Below are 23,030 nucleotides of genomic sequence, written 5' to 3' on the forward strand. Positions count from 1 at the left end.
ACGGATGCGGGCAATCATCGCGGTCTTATTGGCGGCCTCCGCCTCCCCCTGGCAGGTCGCCCAGGTCGTCCACTCCCCGGGCGACGACGTGTTCGCCGACGTCGCGGTCACGGCCGACGGCACCGTCTGGGCCGCCGGGTACCGGTACCTGAACGGGCGCCGCCAGGGGTTCGTGCAGTCGCTCAAGGGCAAGGCCAGGAAGGCGCTGCCCGGACGGCTACCCGAGCTGTCGGCGGTCGCCGCCACCACGAGCCGGGTCTGGGCCTTCGGGCCCAACCGGGCCTATGCCTGGAACGGGCGCGCCTGGACGTCGTGGTCGCTCGGCACGTTCCACGCCGCCGACGCCGAGACCGTCTCCGCCCGCGACGTCTGGGCCGTCGGCGGGAACACCTCGCGGCGCTGGACCGGGTCGTCGTGGAAACGCCACCCCGTCCCCGGCACCGCCCAGGCCGTGGACGCCGGCGGCGGGCAGGTCTGGGCCGCCGGGAGCGGCGTCTTCCACTGGTCGGGCAAGGCTTGGCGCAAGGTGAAGTTGCCCGCGATCCCGCTGCCGACCGAGGATGCCACCGCCACCTTCATCGACGTCGCCGTCGTCAGCGCGCGCAACGTGTGGGCCGTCGGCGGGGTCAGCTGGGAGGGGGCCGACGCCGAGGGCGACGACGTGAACTTCTCCCGGCCGCTGGCCATGCACTGGAACGGCTCCCGGTGGCGGATGACGCTCGGGACGACGCAGGGGCAGCCGTACACGGAGGCGGAGCCTGACGGCAAGGGCGGGGTGTGGATCGCGCAGGGCGGCTGGAACCCGCAGCTGTGGCAGGTCAGGGGCACGAGCTGGGCGAGCACGCCGCTGCCGAGGCCCACCGGGTACAACGCTTCGCTGGCCGCCGTGGCGCGCCGGCCGGGCACTTCGCAGGTGTGGGGCTCCGGGTTCACCTCGCCGGAGGGCGACCCCGATGATCCCGGAGCCAATGCCACGCTCTGGCGCGTCTCCTAGCATCGGCAGCTATGACCGACCTGCCGAAGCGGGCTGATGCGGCCACGAATAGCTAGGCAGGTCATTGGGAAGCAGCGGAAATCATCCGGGTGCCCGTGCCGGGACACCTCATCGCTTCCGGCCGGTCGTCGGACAACGTGTCGGCTATGTCAATCGGTCGTGCTGGCATGCACGGCGATGATTCGCCAGCCGTGCGTCTCGCCGTACAGCCAAGTACGGGTGTAGCGCATCCTGGCCGCGAACGGCGCACCGGAGACGGTCCCTTCGACGGTGCCGAGAAACCACGTCACCCCGGTGCGCCCATCGGCGAGCACGGTCAACTCCTCCTCGGCCACCCTCGTCACCACCTGCGTCCGAGTGCGGTGCAGCTCCAGATCGTCCGCCTTGGTCGCGACGTTCGCACCGAAGGTAAAGATCAGCCGATCATCCAGCAGCCGATCCAGCGCCTCGACATCTCCAGCGAGCTGCGCGGCCTGGAGTCGGCGCTCGGCGTCCCGCAAGTCCTCCATCATGAGGTCCACCCTCCCAACCAGCGCCGTATCCGCGCCAGGACGTTCACGCTCGGCTGATCTTTGCAGTCCGATCCAGGGACTCCGATCGTCGGTGAGTGGGTGTCGGGTTGAGAAGGCTTCCCGACAGGCCGTTGAAGTGGTGCGCGGCGGCCCGGAAAATCAGACCGTCGCGAGTTCCGCCGAAATCGCCCCCGACCCGCCTTCGCGATCTTGCTGAAGTCCTGCACGTAGTACGGACGGGAGACCACCCGGCTCGAAGAATCGCCGCCCGACAACCCTCACGACGTGGGACGCGTCCTAGCCACCGACCCACCACAAGAAGGGCATCAAACCCCGTCGAACTGGCTGGACAACAAGCTCAGCGACAAGGCTCCCAGGCCAGATAATCTGTGGCATAGCGAAAGATCCTTTGACATGGTGGCCACGTTCTTGCCTGATTCGAAGGGGAACAACCATGGGCCGCGCAGTTACGTTGATCCGCTCGTCCTCCTTGTCTGACGTCGCCGAGTACGCCTACGCGGCCACAGCACCTGGCGGATCTCGCCTGATCTTCCTTGCCGGGGCCTGCCCGCTGAACAAGGATGGATCCACGGCGGCGGTTGGAGACTACGCAGGTCAGGCAGCGAAGGCCCTCGAAAACATGCAGACCGCCCTGACGGACTCCGGTGCATCTCTGCATGACGTCATCAGCACCAGGGTTCTCGTGGCGTCCGGCAGGCAGCAGGACCTGGGGGCCGCCTGGGAGGTGGTCCGGGCCTTCTTCGGTGATCACGACGTTCCCAGCACATTGATGGGCGTCACAGTGCTCGGCTATGAAGATCAACTCGTGGAAATCGAAGCCATCGCCGCTGTGCTCGACTCATAATGCGGCGATCAACCGAACCCACACGTTCCGCAGATCGCCACAGAAGACCTCGGCCCTGCGGGACCAGATCGCCCGGCACCTGGCGAAGGAGCCGTCGTTCACCGAGCCGTGGGCGCGGTCGCTGGCGCTATGGCGTCGCTGAACTCGGCGGTGCGCATGATGGCCAGGCTGTCGGGTTCGTCGAGGATGTGGTTGCGGAGGTTCGGGGCGACCGGTGACCAGTCCGCGGCCTCCCCGGTCGCCGTCCGCGCGGTCTGGAAGACCAGAGCAGGGCCTGGATACGGGCGCGGGTCGTAGTTCTCCTGGGCGAAGGCGTTCGCCGCGGCGACCACCGCGTGCCAGAAGAAGTCCTCGGGCTTCACCCCGTCGAGCCAGAAGGTCTGCTCGAAGACGTCGAGCACATCCGAGCGGTTCGCGGCCAGGTCCAGGTCGCCGAACATGAGCTGCACGTACGCGAGCCGTTCGAGGTAGAGGTCCGACAGGCCGGTTCCGGGAGGCCGCTGGCGGATGCCCGGCCGGATCGAGTTCAGCCCCGCGTCCAGCGAGAACGCGGAGGGCATCAGGGCGAGCACGGCCACCTCCTCACCCGCGTCGGTGAGCCGGTGGGCCATCTCGAACGCCACATGGCTGCCCATGCAGAATCCGCCGATCGAGTAGGGGCCGTGCGGCTGCACCCGGCGGACCTGCGCGACGTACTGGTCGGCGATCTCGACCATCGACAGCGGGGGCCGGGTCCGGTCGCGGAGGCCGATCGACTCGATCCCGTACACGGGCCTGCCGCGCCGGAAGTCGTCCACGGCCTGTTCGACGAACCGCACCTGCCCCAGCCCGGTGTGGACGAAGAACAGCGGCAGCCCCCTACCTGCGGCCAGCGGCACCAATGTGCCGACCTCGGCCGTCCACACCGACCGGCTCTCGGCCCACAGCTCGGCGAGCGGGGGATATTCGCCGGGTGCGCCGGCCACTTGGTCCCGGAGCGCGGCGGCCAGCAGCGGCACGGTCGGCGAACGGAGCAGATCGCGCATGCTGACCGGGAAGCCCGACTGCTGGAGCCGGATCACCAGGCCGACCATCGCGTCGACGCCGCCGGGGCCGGTCAGAAAGTCGTCACCGGCCCCAGGCGAGATCTGCCGCCATTGGGAACGCAGGTACTCGTCCATGCTCGATGGTCCTCTTCTCATGACGATGCCCGCTGGACGGCTGTGATCGGCCGGGCCAGCGGGAGCAGCAGGTGGATGACGCCGTGCAGGACGGTGATCGCGACGACGGTCGCCGTGGTCCCGGCCGCCGCCGCGACGGTCCCGACCGCCAGGTAGCCGAGCGGGGCGAAGAGCACCGAGCCCATCCAGTCGTAGGAGCTGATCCGGGAGATGTACGCGGGGTCGACGTTCTCCTGCAGGGCCGACTCCCAGAGGGTGTCGGCCGCGAGCAGCCCCACGGTCGCCACCACCGAGGCGAGCACCAACGTGACCACGCCGAGTCCGGCGCTCAGTCCGATCAGGAACGGCAGGTCGAGCAGGAGCAGCGCGCAGGCCAGGGTGACCGGGCGGCGCGGTCGCCAGCGCAGGAGCAGCGCGCCGCCGAGGACCGCGCCGATGCTGCGGGCCGTGAGCACCGCCGCCCAGCCGCCCGCGCCGATGCCGTCCTGGGTGACCATGGGGCCGATGACGAAGACCACCGGCAGCACGGTGGCCTGGTAGATCGCGAACGACCCGACCATGAGCCAGACCCACGTGGTGCGGCGGAAGACCGCCCATCCGGCGACCAGTTCTCTTGTCATTGACGTGCGCTCGGCTGGGGAGGACAGCTTCGGCAGCCCGGCCACCGCCACCGCGGACACCAGGAATGTCACCGCGTTCGCGAGCAGTGCCCACTCCGGTCTCAGCAGGGCGGCGAAACCGGCGGCGGCCGGGGGGCCCAGCACCGACGCCGTGTTCATGGCCGTGCGCAGCACGGCGTTCGCCCGTTGCAGGCCCTCCACCGGAACGAGCTGGGGGAGGACGCCGATGAGGGCGGGGACGGCAAGGGCGTTCGCGCAGCCGTACCCGATCTGGAGGATGACCAGCAGGTGCAGGTGCCGGGTGCCGCTGTGCCACAGCAGCAGGGCGGACGCGACCTGGGTGGCCGCCATGAGCAGGTCGCCGAGGATCAGCACGCCCCGGCGGTCGAGGCGGTCGCTGATCACCCCTCCGGCCAGCAGGAACACCGTCTTGGGCAGGATCGCCGCCCCGAGCACGACCCCGAGGGCGGCGGCGCTCGCGCCGTGCCAGAGCAGCGCCACGGGCAGCGCGACCGCCGCCATCTGGTTGCCGAACGCCGACACCGAGGAGCCGAGCACGTACCGGCGCACGGGTGACGCCGTCACGTGGGGTTCCCCTCGCCGTCGACGAACGCGAACGCCTCCCGGAGGTGTTCGGTCAGGTCCTGGAAGCGGGCCCAGAGTTCGCGGTGGTCGTCGCCGGTCAGCCAGATCGTCGCCACCGCGTCGTCGGTGCCGCGCTGCCAGGCGCACGGCTCTCCTGCGCCGCGTACCTGATCGACGGCCAGCACGCCGGGGCGGCGGCTCAGGCTCCGGCGGTCGGGAGCCCGGCTGATCCGCCGCGCGGCCTGCGGCGCGGGGAACAGCAGGACGGCGACGCACCGCCGCCAGGTGATCGTCTGTATCGGACGGTCCGGCGCACCGGCCGCGACGTCCAGGGCGAGCCGGGCCACGTCGACATCGGCGCCGTAGGCGGCGGCGCGGGCGACGAAGCCGCCCAGACGTCCGTTGACCTCGATGATCTCGTCGCGGTCGGTCCCCGGCTTGATCTCGACGTGGTAGCTGCCGGGACCGGCCGCCAGCGCCTCGACCGCCTTCCTGGCCGTGGTCACCAGGCGGGTGGTCTCCGTCAGCGAGGTCGGCCACATCAGTCCGGTCTCCCGGCAGGGCAGGGCCAGTGGCGCGCGGTCGGTCACGAACGCCAACGGGCCGACGAGCTCCACGGACACGTAGTCGGCGACTTGGGGCGTCTCGCGGGGGAGCCCGGCGATGTACTCCTCGGCGAACAGCCGGGGCGCGCCGTCGCGGTGGGCGGAGAGGAACTCCTCGACGTCCCGCGGCGTGCGCAACAGCCAGGTGTGGGCGCTGGCCACCCCGTTCACCGGCTTGACCACCACACCCGATGCCCACTGGGACAGCAGGGTGCGGGTCTGTCCCGGGTCGTCGAGCGCGGTCGAGCGGACCCTCGAGACGCCCGCCGCGACGAGACGGCGGCGCTGCTCCTCCTTGTGCGGCCATGGGTCGTGGCCCCGGATCTCCGCGGCCAAGGGGCAGAGGCGATCGGTGAACGTGGTCACGCTGGTGGCCCCGGCCTTCGCGATGGCCTCCGCGCAGGCCGCGGCGTCGGTGAAGTCGGCGTACACGGTCGGGGCCAGGGCTTCGGCGACCAGCCGGAGCCGGTCCTCGGCATTTCTGTCCAGGACGAACAGGACCGGCAGGGTGTCGGCGGCGGCCGTGACGATCTCCACGGGCGTCAGGGATCCCCGGTCCGCGATCAGGATGGCCAGGGTCACCGCAGGGCCCGGCGGTCGATCTTGCCCGCGGTCGTCCTGGGTAACGCGGCCGTCAGTTCGATGCGGGCGGGGCGCATGGACGCGGGCAGCCGTTCGGCCAGCCAGCGCCGCAGGCTTCTGACGTCCGGCTCCGGGTGACGGACGACGACGAACGCGGTCAGGTGCGTTCTCGCCGGGTCGTCCAGGGCGCTGAGCACGACCACCGCTTCGGACACGCTCTCGTGTGCTTCCAGGGTCCGCTCGATCTCGCCCAGTTCGATGCGGTGCCCGCGCAGCTTGACCTGGTCGTCGTCGCGTCCCAGGAACTCGATGCGGCCGTCCGGTCGGAGTCGGCCGCGATCACCGGTGTGGTAGCAGAGCCGGGTGCCGGTGTCGGTCGGGCGGGGCCGGAAGCGTTCCGCCGTCAGGTCGGGCCGGTTGAGGTAGCCGGCGGCGAGGCCGTCGCCGTACAGGAGGATCTCACCCTCGGATGACAGGCACATTCCGCCGCCCGGCAGCGCGGTGCCGAGGGTCACGTCGTCGGCGGAGGTCACGAGCTGGGCCGATGCCCAGATGGTCGCCTCGGTCGGTCCGTAGACGTTCCAGAGCCGACGGCTGCGGGGGAGCAGTTCGGTGGCCAGGGCGGTGGTCATCTCCTCGCCGCCGCACCAGAGGTCGGCGGCCGGTGCGCCGGTCCAGCCGGCGGCCACGGCCAGCCGCCAGAAGCTCGGGGTCGCCTGGACGACGTCGGGCGCGTGGCGGCGCACCACCGCCGCGAAGATCTCCGGGTCGAGACGGGCGCTCTCCGGGGCCGGGATGACGGTGCCGCCGACGGCGAGGGGCAGCAGCATCTCCGCGATCGAGATGTCGAACGACAGCGCGGTCATCGCCAGCATGCTCTGGCCCGCCCGCAGACCGGGCACGGCGGCCAGGCCGGTGAGCCGGTCGGCCAGCGCCTGATGCGGGACCAGCACGCCTTTCGGCGTACCGGTCGAGCCGGAGGTGTAGAGCAGGTAGGCGATCTCGTCGAACCCGGGTCGCCCGATGTCCGGCTCGGGGACGACGTCGAGCAGCCCCGGTCCGCCGGGGCGGAGTGTCGCGGCGGGCCGGGCGTCGGCCAGCATCGCCGCCCGGTGCCGGGCCGGGCTGTCCTGGTTGAGCGGCAACAGCGCGCACTTCGCGTGGGCGGTGGCCAGGAAGGCCAGGGCACCCAGGGCCGGGTCTCCCGTGTCGAGGGCGACCAGGCCGCCGGTGTCCGGTAGGCGGGCGGCGAGATCGGCCGCGCGGCCCCGGAGTTCGCCGTAGGTGACGACCCCGGTGTCGGAACGGATCGCCGGGTGGTGCGGGTGCCGTTCGGCGTGGGTCTCGAACGCCGTCCAGATCACGCGACGCCGCCCACCAGATCGTGCACCCCGGCCGGGGTGGGGCGGCGGATGATGTCGATCATGCGCAGGGTCACGCCGGTGCGTTCCTGGATGCGGGCGATCAACGTCAGGACGAGGAACGAGCTGCCGCCGACCTCGAAGAAGCTCTCGTCTGCGGCGATCTCGTCGGTCTCCAGGATCTCGGCCATCAGGACGGCCACCTCGGACTCGGTCATGCGGTACTCCTCGGATCGGGCCCGTGCGCGAGCCACTCGGTGTTCCCGGCGTCGAGCACGCCCCCGTGCAGCGGCTCGAACGCGGCGCCTCTTGAGGCCTTGGGTGTCCGGGCGGCCGTGCCCGCGCGGATGGTGGTCAGCCGGTTCTCGCGGGCGAAGGCGTGCGGCCGGTGGAAGATCAGGTCGAGATAGAGCGCCAGCCTGGCCGGGTCGTCGGACGGCGGCAGGCCGATCTCGTGCAGCTCCAGGCCGTCCCGCCAGACCAGCGCCGTGAGCACGCCGTGGTGGGATCCGGCCCGAGCGTCGAACACGATCACCCGCACGCCCGCGCAGTCCGCCCACTGGGCGTAGCGCATGCGCACGAACTCCGGGTGGTCGGACTGACCCATCCGGAGGTTGTGCTCGGCGATCAGCCCGGCGGTCTCGGGGTGGGCGTCCTGCCACGGCACGACGGACGCGGTGGTCGCCGCCCGCTCGATGAGCCGCCGGTCGCGGCGCAGAACTCCACGGACCCGGGCCGAGTGGACGACGTCGTGAAAACGGGCCTCGTGTTCCAGGACGGCCCACCGGATGCGGCCGCCGGTGGCCGCGTCGAGGATGCGGCGGGCGCGGGTGTAGACGAACGGGAAGACCAGGCAGCGGCTCTCTTCCACCGCGATCCGGGCCACCTCGCGCAGGCCTTCCCGGGCCCTGTCGTCGGGGAGGTGCAGGGCGGTGCGGCGGTCGTACACGCCGCCGACCAGCAGACATCGGTCAGCGGTGACCTCGACGGGGGACAGGCCGGGGATCGCCCAGCTCTCCGGGGCGTACGCCGGGTCCGGCCACGAACGTCCGGTCGGCCGGTAGACCGGCAGTAGCGCGGCCAGGCCGCCTGGCGACTTCGCCGTGACGTAGCGGTGCCGCCAGCGTCCGTCCGTCTCGACGCCGAGCAGCCGGGCCCGGGTTCCGGCCGCTCCGGCGCCGGGGTCGAAGGCGGCCGGGTCCAGGTCGGGCAGGTCCGCCAGCCCGGTGGCGACGCTCCAGGTCATCGGCTCGCCGCAGGCAGGTCCAGCCCCTCGTGGAGCCAGGCCGTGAAGCGTGCGTAGTCCACCGATCGGGAGAGCTGGACCTCGATGCCGTCGGGGGACAGAGTCATCCGGCCCGCCTCGTCGACCGCGATCCGCGCCTTCTCGAACGTGACGAAGTCCTGCCCCATGGCGACGCTGAGCGCGAGCGGGTCGTGCTGGTACGACGGCTTCGGGATCGCGAACCAGGCCCGGAACTGCTCGCTGAGCAGCTGTGACCAGGTGCCGGAGGTGCCGGCGCACAGCGGCGAGCCGGGCTCGACCCGCATGGGGGGCCGGTAGGTCAGGTCCGCGATGACCAGGGTCGGCAGGGTCAGCTCGGCCAGCACCGTCCGAGTGGCGCTGGGATCGCCGCCGAAGTTGAACTCGGGCCGGGCCGGATCACGTTCGAGGGCTCCGCCCATCTGGGTCACGACGAGCCGTTCGGCGAGGTCGGGCCGGTGGACGCAGAGGGCGGCCAGATTCGACAGGAACCCGAGGCCGGCCCACCGCACGGGCCCGTCGGACAGGGCGGCCACCGCGTCGGCGACCTCCCTCGTCTGCCGCGGCACGCCGGGGTCGATCAGATCCTGTACGCACAGTCGCGGCCCGCTGGGGGCGATCTGCGCGCCCGCCACGACCGCGACGTCGGAGCGCCCGAGCCGATCGAGGAGCTGCCGGGCGAAGCGGGCCCGCAGGCCGTCGCGCTCGTCGGAGGTGACGACCAGCGCCAGCGCCGGTTCGGTGCGCGCGGCGATCAGCAGCGCGACGGTGTCGTCCGGGTCGTCGCCGATGTCGGTGTCGATGATGAGCGGCGTGGACACGTGGATCGTCCTCTCATGCGAGCAGCTCTTCGGCGATCCGGTGACCCGTCAGGACACGCTCGGCGGCGATCTCGCAGTCGGCGGGGCGGCCCAGGCTGGCCAGCACGTGGTCGATCATGTCGACGAAGCCCCGGCGCCGGAGCAGGGAGTCCCACATCCCGAAGGCCACGGTGCTATGGCGGCCCTCGACGAACAGCGACGTCTGGTCGAGATCGGTCACCTCCGCCAGCCGCTGGGAGCCGTGCAGCACCAGGGACTCGCGGTCGACGCCGACGTGGCGGGCCATCACGAACTGCGCGTGGGCCGTCGGGCCGGCCAGCGTGCCCAGCGCGTGTGACAGGCGGCCGTGGCCGTCGGTGACCACGGTCGAGCTGACGATCTCGACGGGGTCGCCGAGCAGCCAGCACAGCAGGTCAAGAGAGTGCAGCAGGTCGTTGAACACCATCAGCCGCAGCGGCAGGTGGTTGTACTCGGTGCGGTGGCGGGTGGTCGTGACGATCACCGGTTCCGGTACGGCGGCCCGCGCGGCGCGGACATGCTGGGCGAAGCGCCGGTTCACCCCGACCGCCAGCAGCAGCCCCTTCGCGGCGGCGTGGTCGGCCAGGGCCCTCGCCCCGGCCCAGCTGTCGGCCAGGGGTTTGTCCACGTAGACGTCGATCCCGGCGTCGAGGCATCGGGTCACCACCTCGGTGTGCGATGCGGTGGAGGTGTGCACGAACATCACGTCGGGGCGTAACGCCAGCAGGTCGTCGAGCTCGCGGTAGCGCCCCGGGATCCGGTACTGCCGCCCGTACTGCTCGACGGCGTCGGCCCTCAGGTCGGAGATGCCGACGATCTCGACCCGGGGATCGGCGCTCAGCAACGGCAGGTAGGCGATCCGGGCGATGTATCCCAGACCGACGATGCCGACCCGGATCATGGCCTCAGGCCACCGGGCCGTTCGGCCGGTTGACGACGTGGCCGCCGAATTCCTCCCGCAGCGCCGACAGGACCTGCCCGCCGAAGGACGTCTCCTGCCGGGAGCGCAGACGTGTCAGCAGGGCGGCGGTCATCGCCGGGGCCGGGACGTTGCGGTCGATCGCCTCCAGCACCGCCCAGCGGCCCGTCCCGAGATCTTCGACGTAGTCGGAGAACTTGGACAGTTCGGGGTCGTCGTCGAGTTTTCCGGCGAGCAGGTCGAGCAGGCGGGACTGGACCAGGCTGTTGTGCCGCCACAGTTCGGCGATGGCGGGCAGGTCGAGGTCGTACGCGCTGGCTTTGAGCACTTCGAAGCCTTCGGCGTAGGCTTCGAGCAGGCCGTATTCGATGCCGTTGTGGATCATTTTCACGTAGTGCCCGGCGCCGGAGGGGCCGACGTAGCGGCATCCGCCCTCGGGGGCGATGCTCTGCAGGATCGGCATCATCTCGGCCGCCAGGTCGGGGTCGCCGCCGACCATCAGGCAGTATCCCTCGGCCCGGCCGAGCAGGCCCGACGAGGTGCCGACGTCGAGGAAGCGCAGGCCCCTGTCCCGGCAGCGGGCGGCCCGCGCGACCGATTCGGGGAAGTGGGTGTTGCCGCCGTCGATCAGGAGGTCGCCCGGCTGGAGCGCCTCTTCGAGGTGGGCGTTCACCTCACGTGTCGGGGGACCGGCCGGCAGCATCGTCCACACGGTCCGGGGTGCCGGCAGGGCCGCGACCAGGGCCGTGAGATCCTCGACCGGTTCCAGCCCCTCATCGGCCAGCTCGGCGGTCGCCGCCTTGTCCAGGTCGTGGCCCACCACCCGGTGACCGTCGCGCAGCCAGTGTCGCGCGATCCCGGCCCCCATACGCCCGAGTCCCACCAGCCCGATATCCATGCATCCTCCCGACGCTGTGCCCCCGGCCTCGGTGAAATGTCCGTTCCGCACGTTATCAAATACACGCCTAAATTGGGATATTCACAGATCCGGAAATCGGAGGCACAATGACGGGCGTCCGCGAAAATCGCGCGCTCATTTTTGATTTCGACGGAGTGATCGTCGATACCGAATCGGCCGTGGTCGCCGGATGGCGTGACGAGTGCGCTGACCTCGGCATTCCTTTCGATGAAAAGGCTTTCACCGCCGCGCTGGGACTGCCGAGCCTGCGCCCCGATCGAGTGGCGGAGCTGCTCGGGCAGGCCGGGGGTGATCCGCTGGAGGTGATCATCCGGATCCGTTCCCGGGTGCGGGTCTTCGCCCTGGACCTGCCGGTGCTGCCGGGAGTGCGTGAGCTGCTGGCCCAGGCCCAGGCCGCCGGAGTCCGCACCGCGGTCGCCTCCGGCGCCAACCGGGAATGGGTGACCGGGCATCTGGAGCGCCTCGGGCTGCTGCCGGCGTTCTCCGCCGTGTTCTGCCGCGACGACGTCGCGGCCGGCAAACCCGCCCCGGACGTCTATCTGGCCGCCCTGGCGGGCCTGCGAACTCCGGCCGCCAAGGCGGTCGCGATCGAGGACACCGCCACCGGCGTCGCCGCCGCCCGCGCGGCCGGCCTGCGCTGCGTGGCGGTCCCCGGCCCGCTCACCGCCGGCCACGACCTGGCCGCCGCCGACGTGGTCCTGCCGTCACTGACCGGGGTCGGGCTCGACGACCTGTTCGCTCTTCAGTTCAGAGCCGGCACGTCGTAGGTCAGCGACCTGCCGCCCGTGTTCAGCACGGCCGGAACGCCAAGCGGGACGGTGAGCTGACGGGGGCCGTGCCCGACGTCGAAACCGGTCAGGATCGGCACGCCCAGCGGGCCCAGCCGCTCGCGCAGGATCGCGTCCGGATCGGGGCCGCAGTTCTGCCACCGCCCGGCCACGATGCCGATGACGCCGTCGAACCAGCCGGATCGGAGCATCTGGGTGAACAGCCGGTCCAGCCGGTGGGGTTCCTTGTTGACGTCCTCCAGCACCACGATGCCGCCCGCCGCCGACCCGGCCTCGGGGCTGCCCAGCAGGGATGCCAGCAGGTTGAGGTTGCCGCCGACGACCGGGCCGCGAGCGTGGCCGGGGACCAGTTCGGTCGCGTCGGGGCAGTGCAGGCGTCGCGTGTCCTCGGGGAACATCAGGGTCCGGATCAGTTCGGTGGCCCATCGATCGCCGAGGCGCTCGGTGCCCAGGGCCGTGCCGGCGACCATCGGGCCGTAGAGGCCGACGGTGCCCGTGTGCTCGGCCAGCCAGCGGTGCAGGACGGTCGCGTCGCTCGACCCGACCAGCGGTTTGGGTGTGGCGGCGGCGAACCGGCCGGGGTCGAGGTGGTCCAGCAGCCGCAGCGCGCCGTAGCCGCCACGGGCGCACAGCACCGCACGGACCCGCTCGTCGCACCAGGCGGCGGTGAGATCGGCGGCCCGCTCCTGGTCGGTTCCGGCGAACAAGCCATGCCGCGCGAGGACGTGTTCGCCGGTGACGACGTCCAGACCGGCGGCGCGGAGGCGGGCGCAACCGTGGGCGAGCCGGTCGGGTGAGACCGGTCCGCTGGGCGCGACGACGGCCACCCGGTCTCCGGGGTGGAGACGAGGTGGCCGGGCGAGGGGGGTCATTTCGGTCAAGGACCCGAGTCTAGGTGGAGCCGCCAGATGACGACTTCGCCGTTTTCGCGGCGAAAAGGAACGCCGCTGGTCATCAGTCTCGTCGTGAAGGTGCCTCCCATGCAGAATGGCGGCCTCTTCGGAAGCGCCGAGACAAGAACCACCGTCCCCGTAGCTGCGAAGTGGCGGCCAATTCGCGGGCGGTCGCCGTGGCGAAGGGCAGGAAGCCGGCGTTCTCGTTGTGCCGGAGCGCCGCCGAGAGATGATCAACGGCCTTGTCCAGATCGCCGCACGCCCTGGCCGGCAGCCCGACGTGGTGTCCGGCGAAGCCCGCGATCACGATCCGCGTAGGGCGCCGGCTCGGCGTACAGATCATGAGCGGCCTCAGCGGAGACGAGCGCCGACCAGAGTTCGGCCCGGATCGCCATATGCGTCAGCCACATGTAGTTGCGCGGCACCTCCGGCTGCTGCCGCCAGGGACCCACCACGCTCCGCGCCTGCTCGGCCCGGCCCGAGCGCAGCAACGCCAGCGTGCCACTCGCGGACCAACGAAAGGCCGGTCGCGGCGGCGGCCTCGGCCAGCAGGGCCACGGAGCGGTCGGCGGTGGTGCGCCCAATTCGTCTGGGGGTGCCCGCCTATGAGGAAAAGACCGATACCAGAACGAGGCCCCCGACGGTGACCACTCTATGGAAGGGCGAGGCGGTCATCACGGCCAAACTGCGCGCCTACACCTACGTCGGTGGCAAGAAGGGCACCAGCAACGCCGAGATCGACGCGCCGTCGGGCAAGCACGGCCGTGACACCGTCTTCACCTGGCGCTTCGAGAAGCCCAAGTACGTCACCGGCAGCGACTTGAGGTACTTCACGCCGATGAAAGATCAGGGCGGGCGTGGTGACGACGTCGCAGTGCCAGATCCAGGACGGCGGTCCGCGAGATGGCGCACGGTTCGTCAAGAACGCCACCCTGGCTACCTGGGCCGCCCAGCCTGAGGCGGAGTGGACGATCCACTCGCCCAAGAGCATGGGAGCGGGCAAGGACCTGGTGAGCACCTGCCAGATCATGGAACGCGTAGTTCAACGCCGACAAGTGGACGAAACCGGAGAGCGACACGCCCAAGAAGGTTCCCGGCCACGCCCCTTACGGGCCTCTGCACCGTGAGGTCGAAGGAGCCAACCCGGATCTGGTCGACCCCGACTTGGCGCCCACCGGGACCATCAAGAAGAACCGCGCCCATTCGATCAGCATCTGCCGCAAGGAATGGCCGGACGTGAAACCGAAGGAGCAGAAGCTGGACTGCGACGAGTTCCCCTTCGCCAGCACGAAGGAAGGCTCGCTCCCGGTCAGAGGCAACTTCTCGGTGCGGTACATCAACGCGTCTGACAACCGCAGTTCGGGCAGCCAGCTCGGCGTCTTCTACCAGCAGACGCGCAGGCTCGGCATCGACCCTTCTGGGTCTCCGCCAACCCACGCGCCCAGGACCGTGACCAGTCTCCGGTCCGCTGACGACTAACATCGTGGCCCGCCCGGTTCTCGGGCGGGCCACGATCTTCGAAAGGGGAAAGGTGCACCCCGCCGACGCGAAGTACGCCGAGCTGATGGACGCCGGCCTCCCGGACCAGCTCTGCCCACCTGGTGCCGGGAGCCCGACATCGACGAGGTCGCCCGCCGATTCGGGGCCGACATTGAGTCGAAGGTGTGGGCTGACGAGGACGTCATCGCGGAGCTGGAGAAGGACTACCGGGCCGAGCTGATTCACCTCGTCACGATCGGCGACTGGACGCTCGCGCTCGCGCCCGACGGCTACCAGGGATCGAGGTCATGGAGTCCGTGTCGGCCCGGGGGCGGGCCTTTAGCGTCTTCTGGAACCTCGCGATGGACAGTGCTGTCATCTTCGCCGTCGACGGCGTGGTCCAGACTGAGTTCGACCTTGCCGAGGTGGACCGGCGGACAGATGCTGATGTTCCCCATGTTGGGCGGAGTCGGATTGCTGGACTCTTATGCCGGTTGGCGGGTTGGGTAGAGCACCTCGTATTCGACGGGTGTGCGCATGCCGACCATCACCGCGATCGATTCGAGCCGTCTTCTGGGGGCACCACCTCTCGCACCAGCTCGATCGCCCGCTGGGTGACGGCCAGTTCGGTCTCCAGCTCCCGGATCCGTTTGCGGGCGGCCAGCAGCTCGGCCTGCTCGGTCGTGGTCGCTCCGGGGAGCCGCCCGGTGTCGATCAGGTACTGCTTGCGCCAGACGTAGATCGTCTGCTCACTGATCCCCAGATCGCGGGCGACATCCCTGACGGGCCGTCCGGCCTCGACCAGATCCAATACCTTGCGGCGAAACTCCGACGGGTAGCCCCTGCGTGGCATGCCGACCTCTTCTCGAGGGGTCTATGGCACACAAGTCAAGCAAAGCGACTCCACGGAAGCCGGGGACGCCACTCTCGAAGCTGACTCCAGCTGCCGGTTGGGGCTGGTGTTGAGCGTAGTAGGTGGTCTCGTATTCGGTGGGTGCGACGTTGCCGATGGCGGTGTGGATGCATTGGTGGTTGAACCAGTCGACCCATTCGGCGGTGGCGAGTTCGACGTCGGCCAGGCCCTTCCAGGGCTTGCATGGCCGAGGTTGCCGCCACCGCCGGCATCAGCCCGGAGAACCTCCGCAAGATCGAAACCGGCCCCGGCCTTCTTCACGATCGCCGCCCTGGCGACCGCCCTGGACATCTCTCTCGACGTCCTGGCCGAGATCACCACGGCAGAACGCGCGGCCTGAGCGGCCTGGGTGCGGAACGGCCGCTGATCCTCGTCGACATCGACGGGGTGCTGACCGCACACGCGGGCTCCTGAACCATCCAGCCGCGCCGTCCCCGCGCCGTCGCCGCGCGGTGGGCGTGGCCGGCGACGGCGCTGGACATCTCTCGACGTCCTGGCCGAGATCAGACCTAGTTCCAGATGCTGCCGCCCGCGCCGATGCCGCAGTTGTAGAGCTCCAGGCGGTACCAGTTGGTCAGGCCACCGGTCCAGTACTTCGAGTAGGCGAACGCGCCGAGCCGGCCGTTGTTGACCACGACGCCCATGTTGACGTCGCGCACCCGCCAGCTGCAGCCGACCCCCGACGAGCCGGTCCAGACCTCGTGGTAGACGCCGCCCCTCGCCGGGATGGCGTTGGTGTTGCACCAGGCTCCGTCCCGGTTCCACAGGTCCGCCGGAACGCCGACCTTGATGTGGAGCAACTGCTTACCGTCATCGCAGCCGATCCAGGGCGGCGAGTAGTCCCACTTCCGAATACTGCGCCGCATCGTCCGGAGCCGCTGAGGTCAGGCCGCAGTCATGGCCGGAGCTGGTCGTGGCGCGACTCCTTCGATGAGGACGCCGTCGAGGTGGACATCTACAACAGCGGCGAGATGAGGCTGTCCTCGGGCGGCTGTCGGCGCCGTATGACGGCGACAGCGGATCGGAGAGGGCACGGCCGTGGTGAATCTCCATCACTCTCTGGCCGCGGCTGAGGAATCGCCGGGAAGGCCGACATGTGAAGCACAGAGCTGACGCAGATTCATTCAGGGAGTGCTCCTGGTCGAAGGTGACTCGGCCTGACGATCAACGAGGTCACCGCAGAACGGTGTGCAGCAGGCCGATGGCGGCTCCGGCCGCGATGTACCAGGCATTGTTGAGCCTGGTCGTCCAGAGCAGCGTCATCGTGGCCAGGGTGATCGCCAGCGTGAGCGGATCGACGATCGCGGTCTGGGCGAGTTGGACGGTCACGCCCGCCATCAGCGCCAGGGCGGCGGCATTGAGGCCGTTCAGGAGGGTGGAGGTCCAAGCGCTCGAGCGGAGCCGGTCGGTGATCTTCGTGAGCAGGCCGACGAAGACGAAGGACGGCAGGAAGATGGCCACAGTGGCCAGGAAGGCCCCAGGGAGACCGGCGACGACGTACCCGATGAAGGTGGCGGTGGTGAATACCGGTCCCGGAGTCACCTGTCCGATGGAGACGGCGTCGACGAGCTGCTGGCTGGTGATCCAGCCGAGCCGGTCGACGAAGTCGCCGCGCAGGAACGCCAGCAGGACGTAGCCGCTGCCGTACAGCACCGAGCCGATCTTCAGCATGGTGAGGAACAACTGCGTGAGCTGGTCGGGTGAGCCGAGAACCATCAGGGGTACGGCCGCGATTCCGTGCGCGGAGCCGCGGGGTCGTCCCCGGATCAGCTTGACGCCGCCCGCGATGAGTGCGCCCGCGGCGAGCACGACCAGTTCGTTCACGCCGAGCAGGTACGCGGCCAGCGCCGCCAGGGCCAGCAGGGCGAACCAGACGCTCTTGATCACGGTATGCAGCAGCCCGGCCAGGGCGTGGACGATGATGGCGATGACGGCCGGGACGATGCCGTACAAGAGGCCTTCGACCGCTGGGGTCGTTTCGTAGGTCACATAGGCCCAGGCCAGGCCGGTGACGATCAGGGCGGCGGGAAGGATGAAGCAGATCCCGGCCGCGAGGAGCCCTCTCCATCGCGCGCGGTCGTAGCCGAGATGGATGGCCAGCTCCGTCGAGTTCGGACCGGGGATGAGGTTGGTGGCCGACATCAGGTCGACGAACCGCTCGTCGCTCACCCAGCCGCGGCGGCGGACCAGCTCCTCGCGCATCATCGCCGTGTGCGCGGCGGGGCCGCCGAAGGCGATGAGGCCGAGCTTGAGGAAGATCCAGGCCACCTCGCGCCAGGACCGGTCGCCGTCAGGACCCATGTGATCTCTTCCGCTCTGAGGCCGTCCCGACTTGGGTCAGTGCCGCCGTGGACGACTTCTACCACGCCGCGCTCGATACGCGGAGGCTGGGAACCCGTTGGCGCATCGGGCGCAGGTCAGGACCAGTCCGGCGAGAGCCATGGCGATCAGTCCGGTGGAGGATAATGAACTCAGGCGAGGAATCGCAGGTGAGACGTATGACCACGAGGAACGGGGTCGTCGTCGGGTATGACGGCTCAGACTGCACGATGCGGGCCTTGGACTGGGCCATAGGCGAAGCTGAGATGCGGAAAGTGCCGCTGACCGTCGCGCACGCCTGGCACTGGCCCTACGGAGAGGCCTCCGATGAGGCCGAGGACCATCTGCGGCGGGCCGCCGATCACGTGCTCTGGCATGGCGTCTCGTGCGCCAGGGCGACCAGCGCGGTGGCGGACGTGCGGAGCGAGCTGTGGCGGGGCACGGCCGGAGACCACCTCGTGGCGCTGCCGGGCGCCGCCGACCTGGTGGTAGTCGGCTCCCGAGGGCTGAGCCCGGTTGCCCTCGGCGATTCTGGGCTCGGTGGCCTGTCGCCTCGCCGCTCACGCGGCGTGTCCGGCGCTGGTGGTGCGCGGAGCAGGGCCGATACCGGCTCCGGTCAACCTCGATCCGGTGATCGTGGGGGGTGGACGGCGCCCCTCGCGGCAGAGCGCGGCCGGTGCTCGACTTCGCGTTCGCCGAAGCGGCGTCCCGGCGGCTTCCGCTGCTCGCGGTGCGGTGCGGCCTGCCCGTTATGTCGCTCGGGACCTCGATGCCGCTCGTGCCCGATCTGACTTTGGCCGAGCAGGACCTCGAAGAACAGTTGCACGCCTGGCGGGAGCCCTATCCCGAGGTGTGGATCAGCGCCAGGATCACCATCGACGCCCCGCGCGAGACTCTGACCGGCCTGTCGGAGCAGGCGACCCTGGGCGTGGTGGGACGCCGCCGCTTCGGCCATCTGGGCGCGACCGCCGACCCGGTGCTCCGGCACGCCTCGTGTCCCGTCGCCGTGGTCGCGCTGGCCGACTGACACACGAAAGGATCATCATGACTCCGATCATCGTCGTGGGCGTCGACGGATCAACTCCCGCGCTGGCCGCCGCGGAATACGCGGCCGAGGACGCGGCACGCAGGGGAGCCGCGCTGCGGATCATCCACGTCCGGTCGGCGGCCGTCCTGGACGGCGAACTGAACGCGATGCAGAAGAAGCACCACCAGAGCATCCTCACCGCGGCGCAGCAGCGGGCCTGGGATTGTGCCCCGGACCTCCAGATCAGCACCCGGTTGGTCGTGGGACCGCCCGCAGAACGCCTGAGAGAAGCGGCACGCGACGCCGACGAGATCGTGATCGGCAGCCGTGGCATGGGCGGTTTCGCCGGGCTGATCCTCGGCTCGGTCGGCCTGTCCGTGGCCGGGCACACGCCCGGCCCGGTCATCGTTGTGCGCAAGCCCGCCCGGCACACCTACGGAGAACTCGTCGTCGGCTACGACGGGAGCGAGGAGTCGGAGACGGCACTGGACTTCGCCTTCGCCGAGGCCGACCGGCGCGGCGCCCGCCTCAAGCTGGTGTACGCGTGGGAACCGCCGTCGTTCGCGGGCTACGCAGTCGCCTACGGCGCGCTGATCCAGCAGTTGTTCGACGAGCGCGCCGCCTTCGTCTGGCAGCAACTGGCACCCTGGACGCAGAAGTATCCCCACGTCCCGATCGAACGGCTGGCCCACTGCGGCCACCCCGTCTACCTGCTGTCGGAGGAGTCGCGAACGGCCGATCTCGTGATCGTGGGCTCACGCGGACGGGGGGCCGTCGCCGCCATCACCCTCGGCTCCATCGGCCACGGCTTGCTGCACAGGGCGCACTGCCCGGTCGCCGTCGTCGCCGCGAAGGAGGACCGGCGGTGATCACTCCGCCAGTCTCGCGACCGATCGGCCGCTTTCCTGCGTGGCCGCCGTGATGCTCGGGCCTGGCGCCGCCTGATCGGCAGGAGTACCGTTGTCACCGGTGTGCCGGGAAGCCTGGTCGGCGAGTGTCCTGTCCGATCGGCTTCTGGAGCCCCCATGTCGGAAGACTCGGCCGTCGTCGTCGACGGCCTCACCAAGCGCTTCGGCCACATCCACGCCCTCAACGGCCTCGATCTCCGGATACGAACCGGCGAGGTGCACGGCTTCCTCGGTCCCAACGGCGCCGGCAAGACCACGGCGCTGCGGATCATGCTCGGCCTCCTCCACGGTGATGGCGGCCACGTCGAGGTCCTGGGCGGGCACCCCTTCCGCGACGCGGTGGCGCTGCACCGGCGGCTGGCCTACGTCCCCGGCGACGTGACACTGTGGCCCACCCTGTCCGGCGGCGAGGCCATCGACCTGCTCGGACGGCTGCGCGGCGGTCTCGACCCGCGGCGGCGGGCCGAACTCGTCGACCGGTTCGACTTCGACCCGACCAAGAAGGGCCGCGCCTACTCCAAGGGCAACCGGCAGAAGGCCGCGCTGATCGCCGCGCTCGCCTCGGGCGTGGAACTGCTGCTGCTCGACGAGCCCACGGCGGGCCTCGACCCGCTGATGGAGGCCGTCTTCCGCGAATGCATCCTTGATGAGCGCGCGGCCGGGCGCACGATCCTGCTGTCGAGCCACCTTCTGGCCGAGGTCGAAGCCCTGTGTGACCGGGTCACCATCATCCGCGACGGCCGTGCGGTGGAGTCGGGGACCCTGACCCGGCTCAGGCACCTGACCCGGATGTCGGTGACCGCCGATCTGGCCGTCGTCCCTCAAGCTCTGGGGGAGCTGGCCGGCGTACACGGCCTGGAGGCGGCCGGCACCAGGGTGAGGATGGAGGTCGACGCTGAGCACCTCGAAGCGGTCCTGCGTGTGATCACCGAGTCCGGGCTGCGCGGCCTCACCTGTCAGCCGCCGACGCTGGAGCAGCTCTTCCTGCGTCACTACCAGGGCCACACGTCATGACCGGGACCGGTGTCCTGCTGCGCCTGGCGCTGCGCCGCGACCGTCTGATGCTGCCGCTCTGGATCCTGGTGATCGTCGCGCTCCCGATCGGCACCGCCTCGGCCATCGCCGAGCTGTATCCGGCGGCCGGGCAGCGGCTGACGCTCGGGACGACGATCATGGCCAACCCCGCCCTCCAGGCACTGACCGGGCCGGTGTACGAGGCCTCCTCGGTCGGCGGGCTGACCGCATGGCGGGCCACCAACGTCGCCGCCGTGCTGGCCGCCCTCATGAGCGCGCTGCTCGTCGTCCGGCACACCCGGGCCGAGGAGGACAGCGGGCGCGCCGAACTGATCGGCGCCGCCCCCGTCGGACGGTACGCGCTGCCCGCCGCCGCCGTTCTCACGTCGCTCATGGCCAACCTGGTGATCGCCGCGCTGCTGACCGCGGGCCTGACCGGGCAGGGACTGCCCCTCGCCGGATCGGCCGCGTTCGCCGGGTCGGTGGCCGGTGCAGGACTGGTGTTCACGGGGATCGCCGCCGTCGCCGCGCAGGTCGCCGGCGCCGCACGGGCCGCGAACACGATCGCGGTGACCGCGCTGGGCCTGTCCTTCCTGGTCCGGGCGGCCGGAGACGCGGCCGGGAACGACGCCGTCTCGTGGGTCTCGCCCCTCGGCTGGGCGCAACGCACCCGCGCCTTCGCGGGGGAACGCTGGTGGGTGCTCCCGATGTCCGCCGCCGCGACACTCATCCTCTTGGCCGTCGCCGACCAGGTGGCCCGCCGCCGCGACCTCGGCGGCGGTCTGCTGGCCGCACGGCGCGGGCCCGCCTCCGCCGCGCCGTCCCTGCGGTCGCCGCTCGTGCTCGCCTGGCGGCTGCACCGTGGCTCGCTGGCGATTTGGGCGGTCGCGTTCGCCGTGGTCGGCGGGGTGTTCGGGGCGCTGGCCGAGACTGTGGGCGACCTGATCGAAGGCAATGAGCAGATCGCGGGCCTGCTGGCCGCGCTGGGCGGCGAAAACGCCCTGGTCGACACCTTCTTCGCTACTCAGCTCGACCTGTTCGCCCTGGTGGCGGGTGGCTACGCCGTCCAGGCGGCGTTGCGCCCCCGCTCGGAGGAGGTCGCCGGGCGGGCCGAGCCGGTGCTGGCCGCCTCGGTGCCCCGGTCGCGCTGGCTGTTCGGCCACGTGACGTTGTCCCTGGCGGGATCGGCGCTCATCCTGGCCGCCGCCGGGCTGGCCGCAGGCGTCGTCCACGGCCTGCGCGTCGGCGATCCGGCCGGCCAGGCGGTCCGGATCCTCGGCGCGGCCGTCGCCCAGGTTCCGGCGGTGTGGGTGTCGGCCGGGTTCGCGGTCCTGCTGTTCGGGTTGCTGCCACGGGCCGTCGCCGCCGCGTGGGCGCTGCTGGTCGCCTTCGCGGTGCTCGACCTGTTCGGTCCGCTGTTCCAGTTCGACGAGTGGGTCCGGCTGCTCTCGCCGTACGCACGCCTCCCGGCCCTGCCCGGTGGAGTGTTCACCCCGATGCCCTATGTGTGGTTGTGCCTGACCGCGGTGCTGCTGATCGGCGTGGGGATCGCCGGGTTCGTCCAACGAGACCTGGAGCCTGACTAGAGGAGTTCGAGGCCGCCGTCGATGGTGAGGACCTGGCCGGTCAGCCAGGTCGTGGCCGGATCGGCCAGGCGCACGATCCAGGCCGCCACCTCCGCCGGTTCGCCCCGGCGGCCCAGCGGCACTCGGGCCGCCTCGTCTTCCTTGATCTCCTCCACCGTGGATGGGGTCAGCCCCGATGAGGCCAGGGCCTCGCTTTCCGTAGGGCCTGGCGCGAGCGCGTTGACGCGGATCCCGTCGGGGGCCAGTTCGAGGGCCCAACTGCGGGTGAGCTGTTCGACGGCGGCCTTGGTGGCCGCGTAGTGGGCGGCTCCGGGCAGCGGCCGGTGGCCATAGGTGCTGGAGACGTTGACGATCGAGCCCTTCGCCGCGTGCAGGTGAGGCAGCGCGGCACTCGCCAGCAGCCTCGGCGCGGTGACGTTGAGCTGGAAGAGGTCCGAGACGGCCTCATGGGCGGTGTCGGCCAGCGGCATGAGCCGGCGTTGTTGACCAGCACGTCCAGATGGCCCCAGCGGTCGATCGCGGCCTCCACGACGCGGGAGGGTGTGTCCGGATGACGTAGGTCGGCCGCATGGATCGCGATCTCCGGCCGATCGGCGGCGGTCTCCTCGAGCGCCTCCTCACGGCGTCCCACCCCCAGGACCAGCGCGCCGGCGTCGGCGAACAGGCGCGCGGTGGCCCGCCCGATGCCGGACCCCGCGCCGGTGACGATGACGGTTCTGCCGGTGAACTCCACGATTCCCCCGTTCCAGCGGCCGAGTGACTCCAGCACCTCGATCGCGGCGGCGACACCGTTCTCGGCTCTCACCTTCCTACCCAGCGCATGTACAGGTTGCCTAACGTGTGTTCAGTCGCTGTGGCCCAGGCAGGGCGGCCAGAAT

At 70.6% G+C, this 23,030-nt stretch carries 24 protein-coding genes and 1 pseudogene; 10 read left to right on the forward strand and 15 right to left on the reverse strand.

Translation table 11 applies throughout. The features are described 5' to 3' along the window. Window positions 1–4 precede the first annotated feature (4 nt). Window positions 5–994, forward strand: a complete 990-nt coding sequence (locus tag AW272_RS21070) for a hypothetical protein (protein ID WP_066367759.1) — start codon at window positions 5–7, stop codon at window positions 992–994. A gap of 149 nt (window positions 995–1,143) precedes the next feature. Here AW272_RS21070 and AW272_RS21075 read toward each other — a convergent pair whose 3' ends face one another. Beyond that, the gene (locus AW272_RS21075) at window positions 1,144–1,506 is read right to left on the reverse strand and encodes a nuclear transport factor 2 family protein (RefSeq protein ID WP_066367953.1); all 363 of its coding nucleotides are present in this window, start codon (window positions 1,504–1,506) and stop codon (window positions 1,144–1,146) included. A gap of 454 nt (window positions 1,507–1,960) precedes the next feature. Here AW272_RS21075 and AW272_RS21080 point away from each other — a divergent pair, with 454 nt between their 5' ends. Continuing rightward, on the forward strand, window positions 1,961–2,371 hold the full coding sequence (locus AW272_RS21080) for a RidA family protein (RefSeq protein WP_066367761.1): 411 nt from the start codon (window positions 1,961–1,963) through the stop codon (window positions 2,369–2,371). Between the two features lie 98 nt (window positions 2,372–2,469). On the opposite strand, the gene AW272_RS21085 is transcribed toward AW272_RS21080, so the two are convergent. From AW272_RS21085 to gnd, 9 genes are read right to left on the reverse strand one after another with little or no spacing between them, the layout of a single operon-like run. Next, on the reverse strand, window positions 2,470–3,531 hold the full coding sequence (locus AW272_RS21085) for a thioesterase domain-containing protein (RefSeq protein ID WP_066367764.1): 1,062 nt from the start codon (window positions 3,529–3,531) through the stop codon (window positions 2,470–2,472). Between the two features lie 17 nt (window positions 3,532–3,548). Continuing rightward, window positions 3,549–4,736 (reverse strand): MFS transporter, encoded by a 1,188-nt coding sequence (locus tag AW272_RS43245; RefSeq protein ID WP_066367767.1) that lies wholly within the window; start codon window positions 4,734–4,736, stop codon window positions 3,549–3,551. Beyond that, on the reverse strand, window positions 4,733–5,923 hold the full coding sequence (locus AW272_RS43250) for an ATP-grasp domain-containing protein (RefSeq protein WP_066367770.1): 1,191 nt from the start codon (window positions 5,921–5,923) through the stop codon (window positions 4,733–4,735). Before AW272_RS43250 ends, AW272_RS43245 begins: the two co-directional genes overlap by 4 nt. Next, complete coding sequence (locus AW272_RS21100) at window positions 5,920–7,287, reverse strand: amino acid adenylation domain-containing protein (RefSeq protein WP_066367773.1); 1,368 nt, start codon at window positions 7,285–7,287, stop codon at window positions 5,920–5,922. Before AW272_RS21100 ends, AW272_RS43250 begins: the two co-directional genes overlap by 4 nt. After that, entirely contained in the window at window positions 7,284–7,502 is a 219-nt protein-coding gene (locus AW272_RS43255) for a phosphopantetheine-binding protein (RefSeq protein ID WP_066367775.1), read from the reverse strand. The genes AW272_RS21100 and AW272_RS43255 overlap by 4 nt, the downstream gene beginning before the upstream one ends. Beyond that, window positions 7,499–8,530 carry a hypothetical protein gene (locus tag AW272_RS21110; protein ID WP_066367779.1) on the reverse strand — a complete coding sequence of 344 codons (1,032 nt, stop codon included), beginning with the start codon at window positions 8,528–8,530 and terminating at the stop codon, window positions 7,499–7,501. Before AW272_RS21110 ends, AW272_RS43255 begins: the two co-directional genes overlap by 4 nt. Beyond that, entirely contained in the window at window positions 8,527–9,369 is an 843-nt protein-coding gene (locus tag AW272_RS21115) for a nucleoside hydrolase (RefSeq protein WP_169807586.1), read from the reverse strand. The genes AW272_RS21110 and AW272_RS21115 overlap by 4 nt, the downstream gene beginning before the upstream one ends. A 13-nt stretch (window positions 9,370–9,382) precedes the next feature. Continuing rightward, the gene (locus AW272_RS21120; protein ID WP_066367783.1) at window positions 9,383–10,288 is read right to left on the reverse strand and encodes a Gfo/Idh/MocA family protein; all 906 of its coding nucleotides are present in this window, start codon (window positions 10,286–10,288) and stop codon (window positions 9,383–9,385) included. A gap of 4 nt (window positions 10,289–10,292) precedes the next feature. Next, entirely contained in the window at window positions 10,293–11,204 is a 912-nt protein-coding gene (gnd, locus tag AW272_RS21125) for a phosphogluconate dehydrogenase (NAD(+)-dependent, decarboxylating) (protein WP_066367785.1), read from the reverse strand. Between the two features lie 107 nt (window positions 11,205–11,311). Here gnd and AW272_RS21130 point away from each other — a divergent pair, with 107 nt between their 5' ends. Further along, window positions 11,312–11,992 (forward strand): HAD family hydrolase, encoded by a 681-nt coding sequence (locus tag AW272_RS21130; RefSeq protein WP_066367787.1) that lies wholly within the window; start codon window positions 11,312–11,314, stop codon window positions 11,990–11,992. Here the strand turns inward: AW272_RS21130 and AW272_RS21135 are convergent. Beyond that, the gene (locus AW272_RS21135) at window positions 11,968–12,885 is read right to left on the reverse strand and encodes a S66 peptidase family protein (RefSeq protein ID WP_066367959.1); all 918 of its coding nucleotides are present in this window, start codon (window positions 12,883–12,885) and stop codon (window positions 11,968–11,970) included. The genes AW272_RS21130 and AW272_RS21135 overlap by 25 nt on opposite strands. Before the next feature lie 664 nt (window positions 12,886–13,549). Here AW272_RS21135 and AW272_RS21140 point away from each other — a divergent pair. Both AW272_RS21140 and AW272_RS21145 read left to right on the forward strand, forming a co-directional pair. Next, a complete protein-coding gene (locus AW272_RS21140; protein WP_066367789.1) occupies window positions 13,550–13,864 on the forward strand; it encodes a hypothetical protein in 315 nt (104 codons plus the stop codon). A gap of 206 nt (window positions 13,865–14,070) precedes the next feature. Continuing rightward, window positions 14,071–14,385 (forward strand): NucA/NucB deoxyribonuclease domain-containing protein, encoded by a 315-nt coding sequence (locus AW272_RS21145; protein ID WP_066367797.1) that lies wholly within the window; start codon window positions 14,071–14,073, stop codon window positions 14,383–14,385. Between the two features lie 547 nt (window positions 14,386–14,932). Here the strand turns inward: AW272_RS21145 and AW272_RS21150 are convergent. The 3 genes from AW272_RS21150 to chrA form a co-directional block, all read right to left on the reverse strand. Continuing rightward, the gene (locus AW272_RS21150) at window positions 14,933–15,238 is read right to left on the reverse strand and encodes a transposase (protein WP_066367799.1); all 306 of its coding nucleotides are present in this window, start codon (window positions 15,236–15,238) and stop codon (window positions 14,933–14,935) included. Between the two features lie 569 nt (window positions 15,239–15,807). Continuing rightward, window positions 15,808–16,164 carry a hypothetical protein gene (locus tag AW272_RS21155; protein ID WP_157518684.1) on the reverse strand — a complete coding sequence of 119 codons (357 nt, stop codon included), beginning with the start codon at window positions 16,162–16,164 and terminating at the stop codon, window positions 15,808–15,810. Between the two features lie 307 nt (window positions 16,165–16,471). Further along, a complete protein-coding gene (chrA, locus tag AW272_RS21160; protein ID WP_066367809.1) occupies window positions 16,472–17,599 on the reverse strand; it encodes a chromate efflux transporter in 1,128 nt (375 codons plus the stop codon). A 248-nt stretch (window positions 17,600–17,847) separates the two neighbouring features. Here chrA and AW272_RS45150 point away from each other — a divergent pair, with 248 nt between their 5' ends. The 5 genes from AW272_RS45150 (at window position 17,848) to AW272_RS21180 (ending at window position 22,152) form a co-directional block, all read left to right on the forward strand. Next, window positions 17,848–18,408 carry a universal stress protein gene (locus tag AW272_RS45150; RefSeq protein ID WP_245657653.1) on the forward strand — a complete coding sequence of 187 codons (561 nt, stop codon included), beginning with the start codon at window positions 17,848–17,850 and terminating at the stop codon, window positions 18,406–18,408. Further along, complete coding sequence (locus tag AW272_RS45155; RefSeq protein WP_066367811.1) at window positions 18,294–18,644, forward strand: universal stress protein; 351 nt, start codon at window positions 18,294–18,296, stop codon at window positions 18,642–18,644. The genes AW272_RS45150 and AW272_RS45155 overlap by 115 nt, the downstream gene beginning before the upstream one ends. Window positions 18,645–18,661: 17 nt before the next feature. After that, on the forward strand, window positions 18,662–19,513 hold the full coding sequence (locus AW272_RS21170; protein WP_066367813.1) for a universal stress protein: 852 nt from the start codon (window positions 18,662–18,664) through the stop codon (window positions 19,511–19,513). 156 nt (window positions 19,514–19,669) lie between these two features. Further along, entirely contained in the window at window positions 19,670–20,566 is an 897-nt protein-coding gene (locus AW272_RS21175) for an ABC transporter ATP-binding protein (protein WP_066367815.1), read from the forward strand. After that, entirely contained in the window at window positions 20,563–22,152 is a 1,590-nt protein-coding gene (locus AW272_RS21180; protein ID WP_066367817.1) for an ABC transporter permease, read from the forward strand. The genes AW272_RS21175 and AW272_RS21180 overlap by 4 nt, the downstream gene beginning before the upstream one ends. Here the strand turns inward: AW272_RS21180 and AW272_RS21185 are convergent. Further along, window positions 22,149–22,957 (reverse strand): annotated as a pseudogene (locus tag AW272_RS21185) (SDR family NAD(P)-dependent oxidoreductase). The gene AW272_RS21180 and the pseudogene AW272_RS21185 overlap by 4 nt on opposite strands. Window positions 22,958–23,030: the final 73 nt, after the last annotated feature.

The organism is Herbidospora mongoliensis, assembly GCF_001570545.1.
Classification (GTDB): Bacteria; Actinomycetota; Actinomycetes; order Streptosporangiales; family Streptosporangiaceae; genus Herbidospora; species Herbidospora mongoliensis.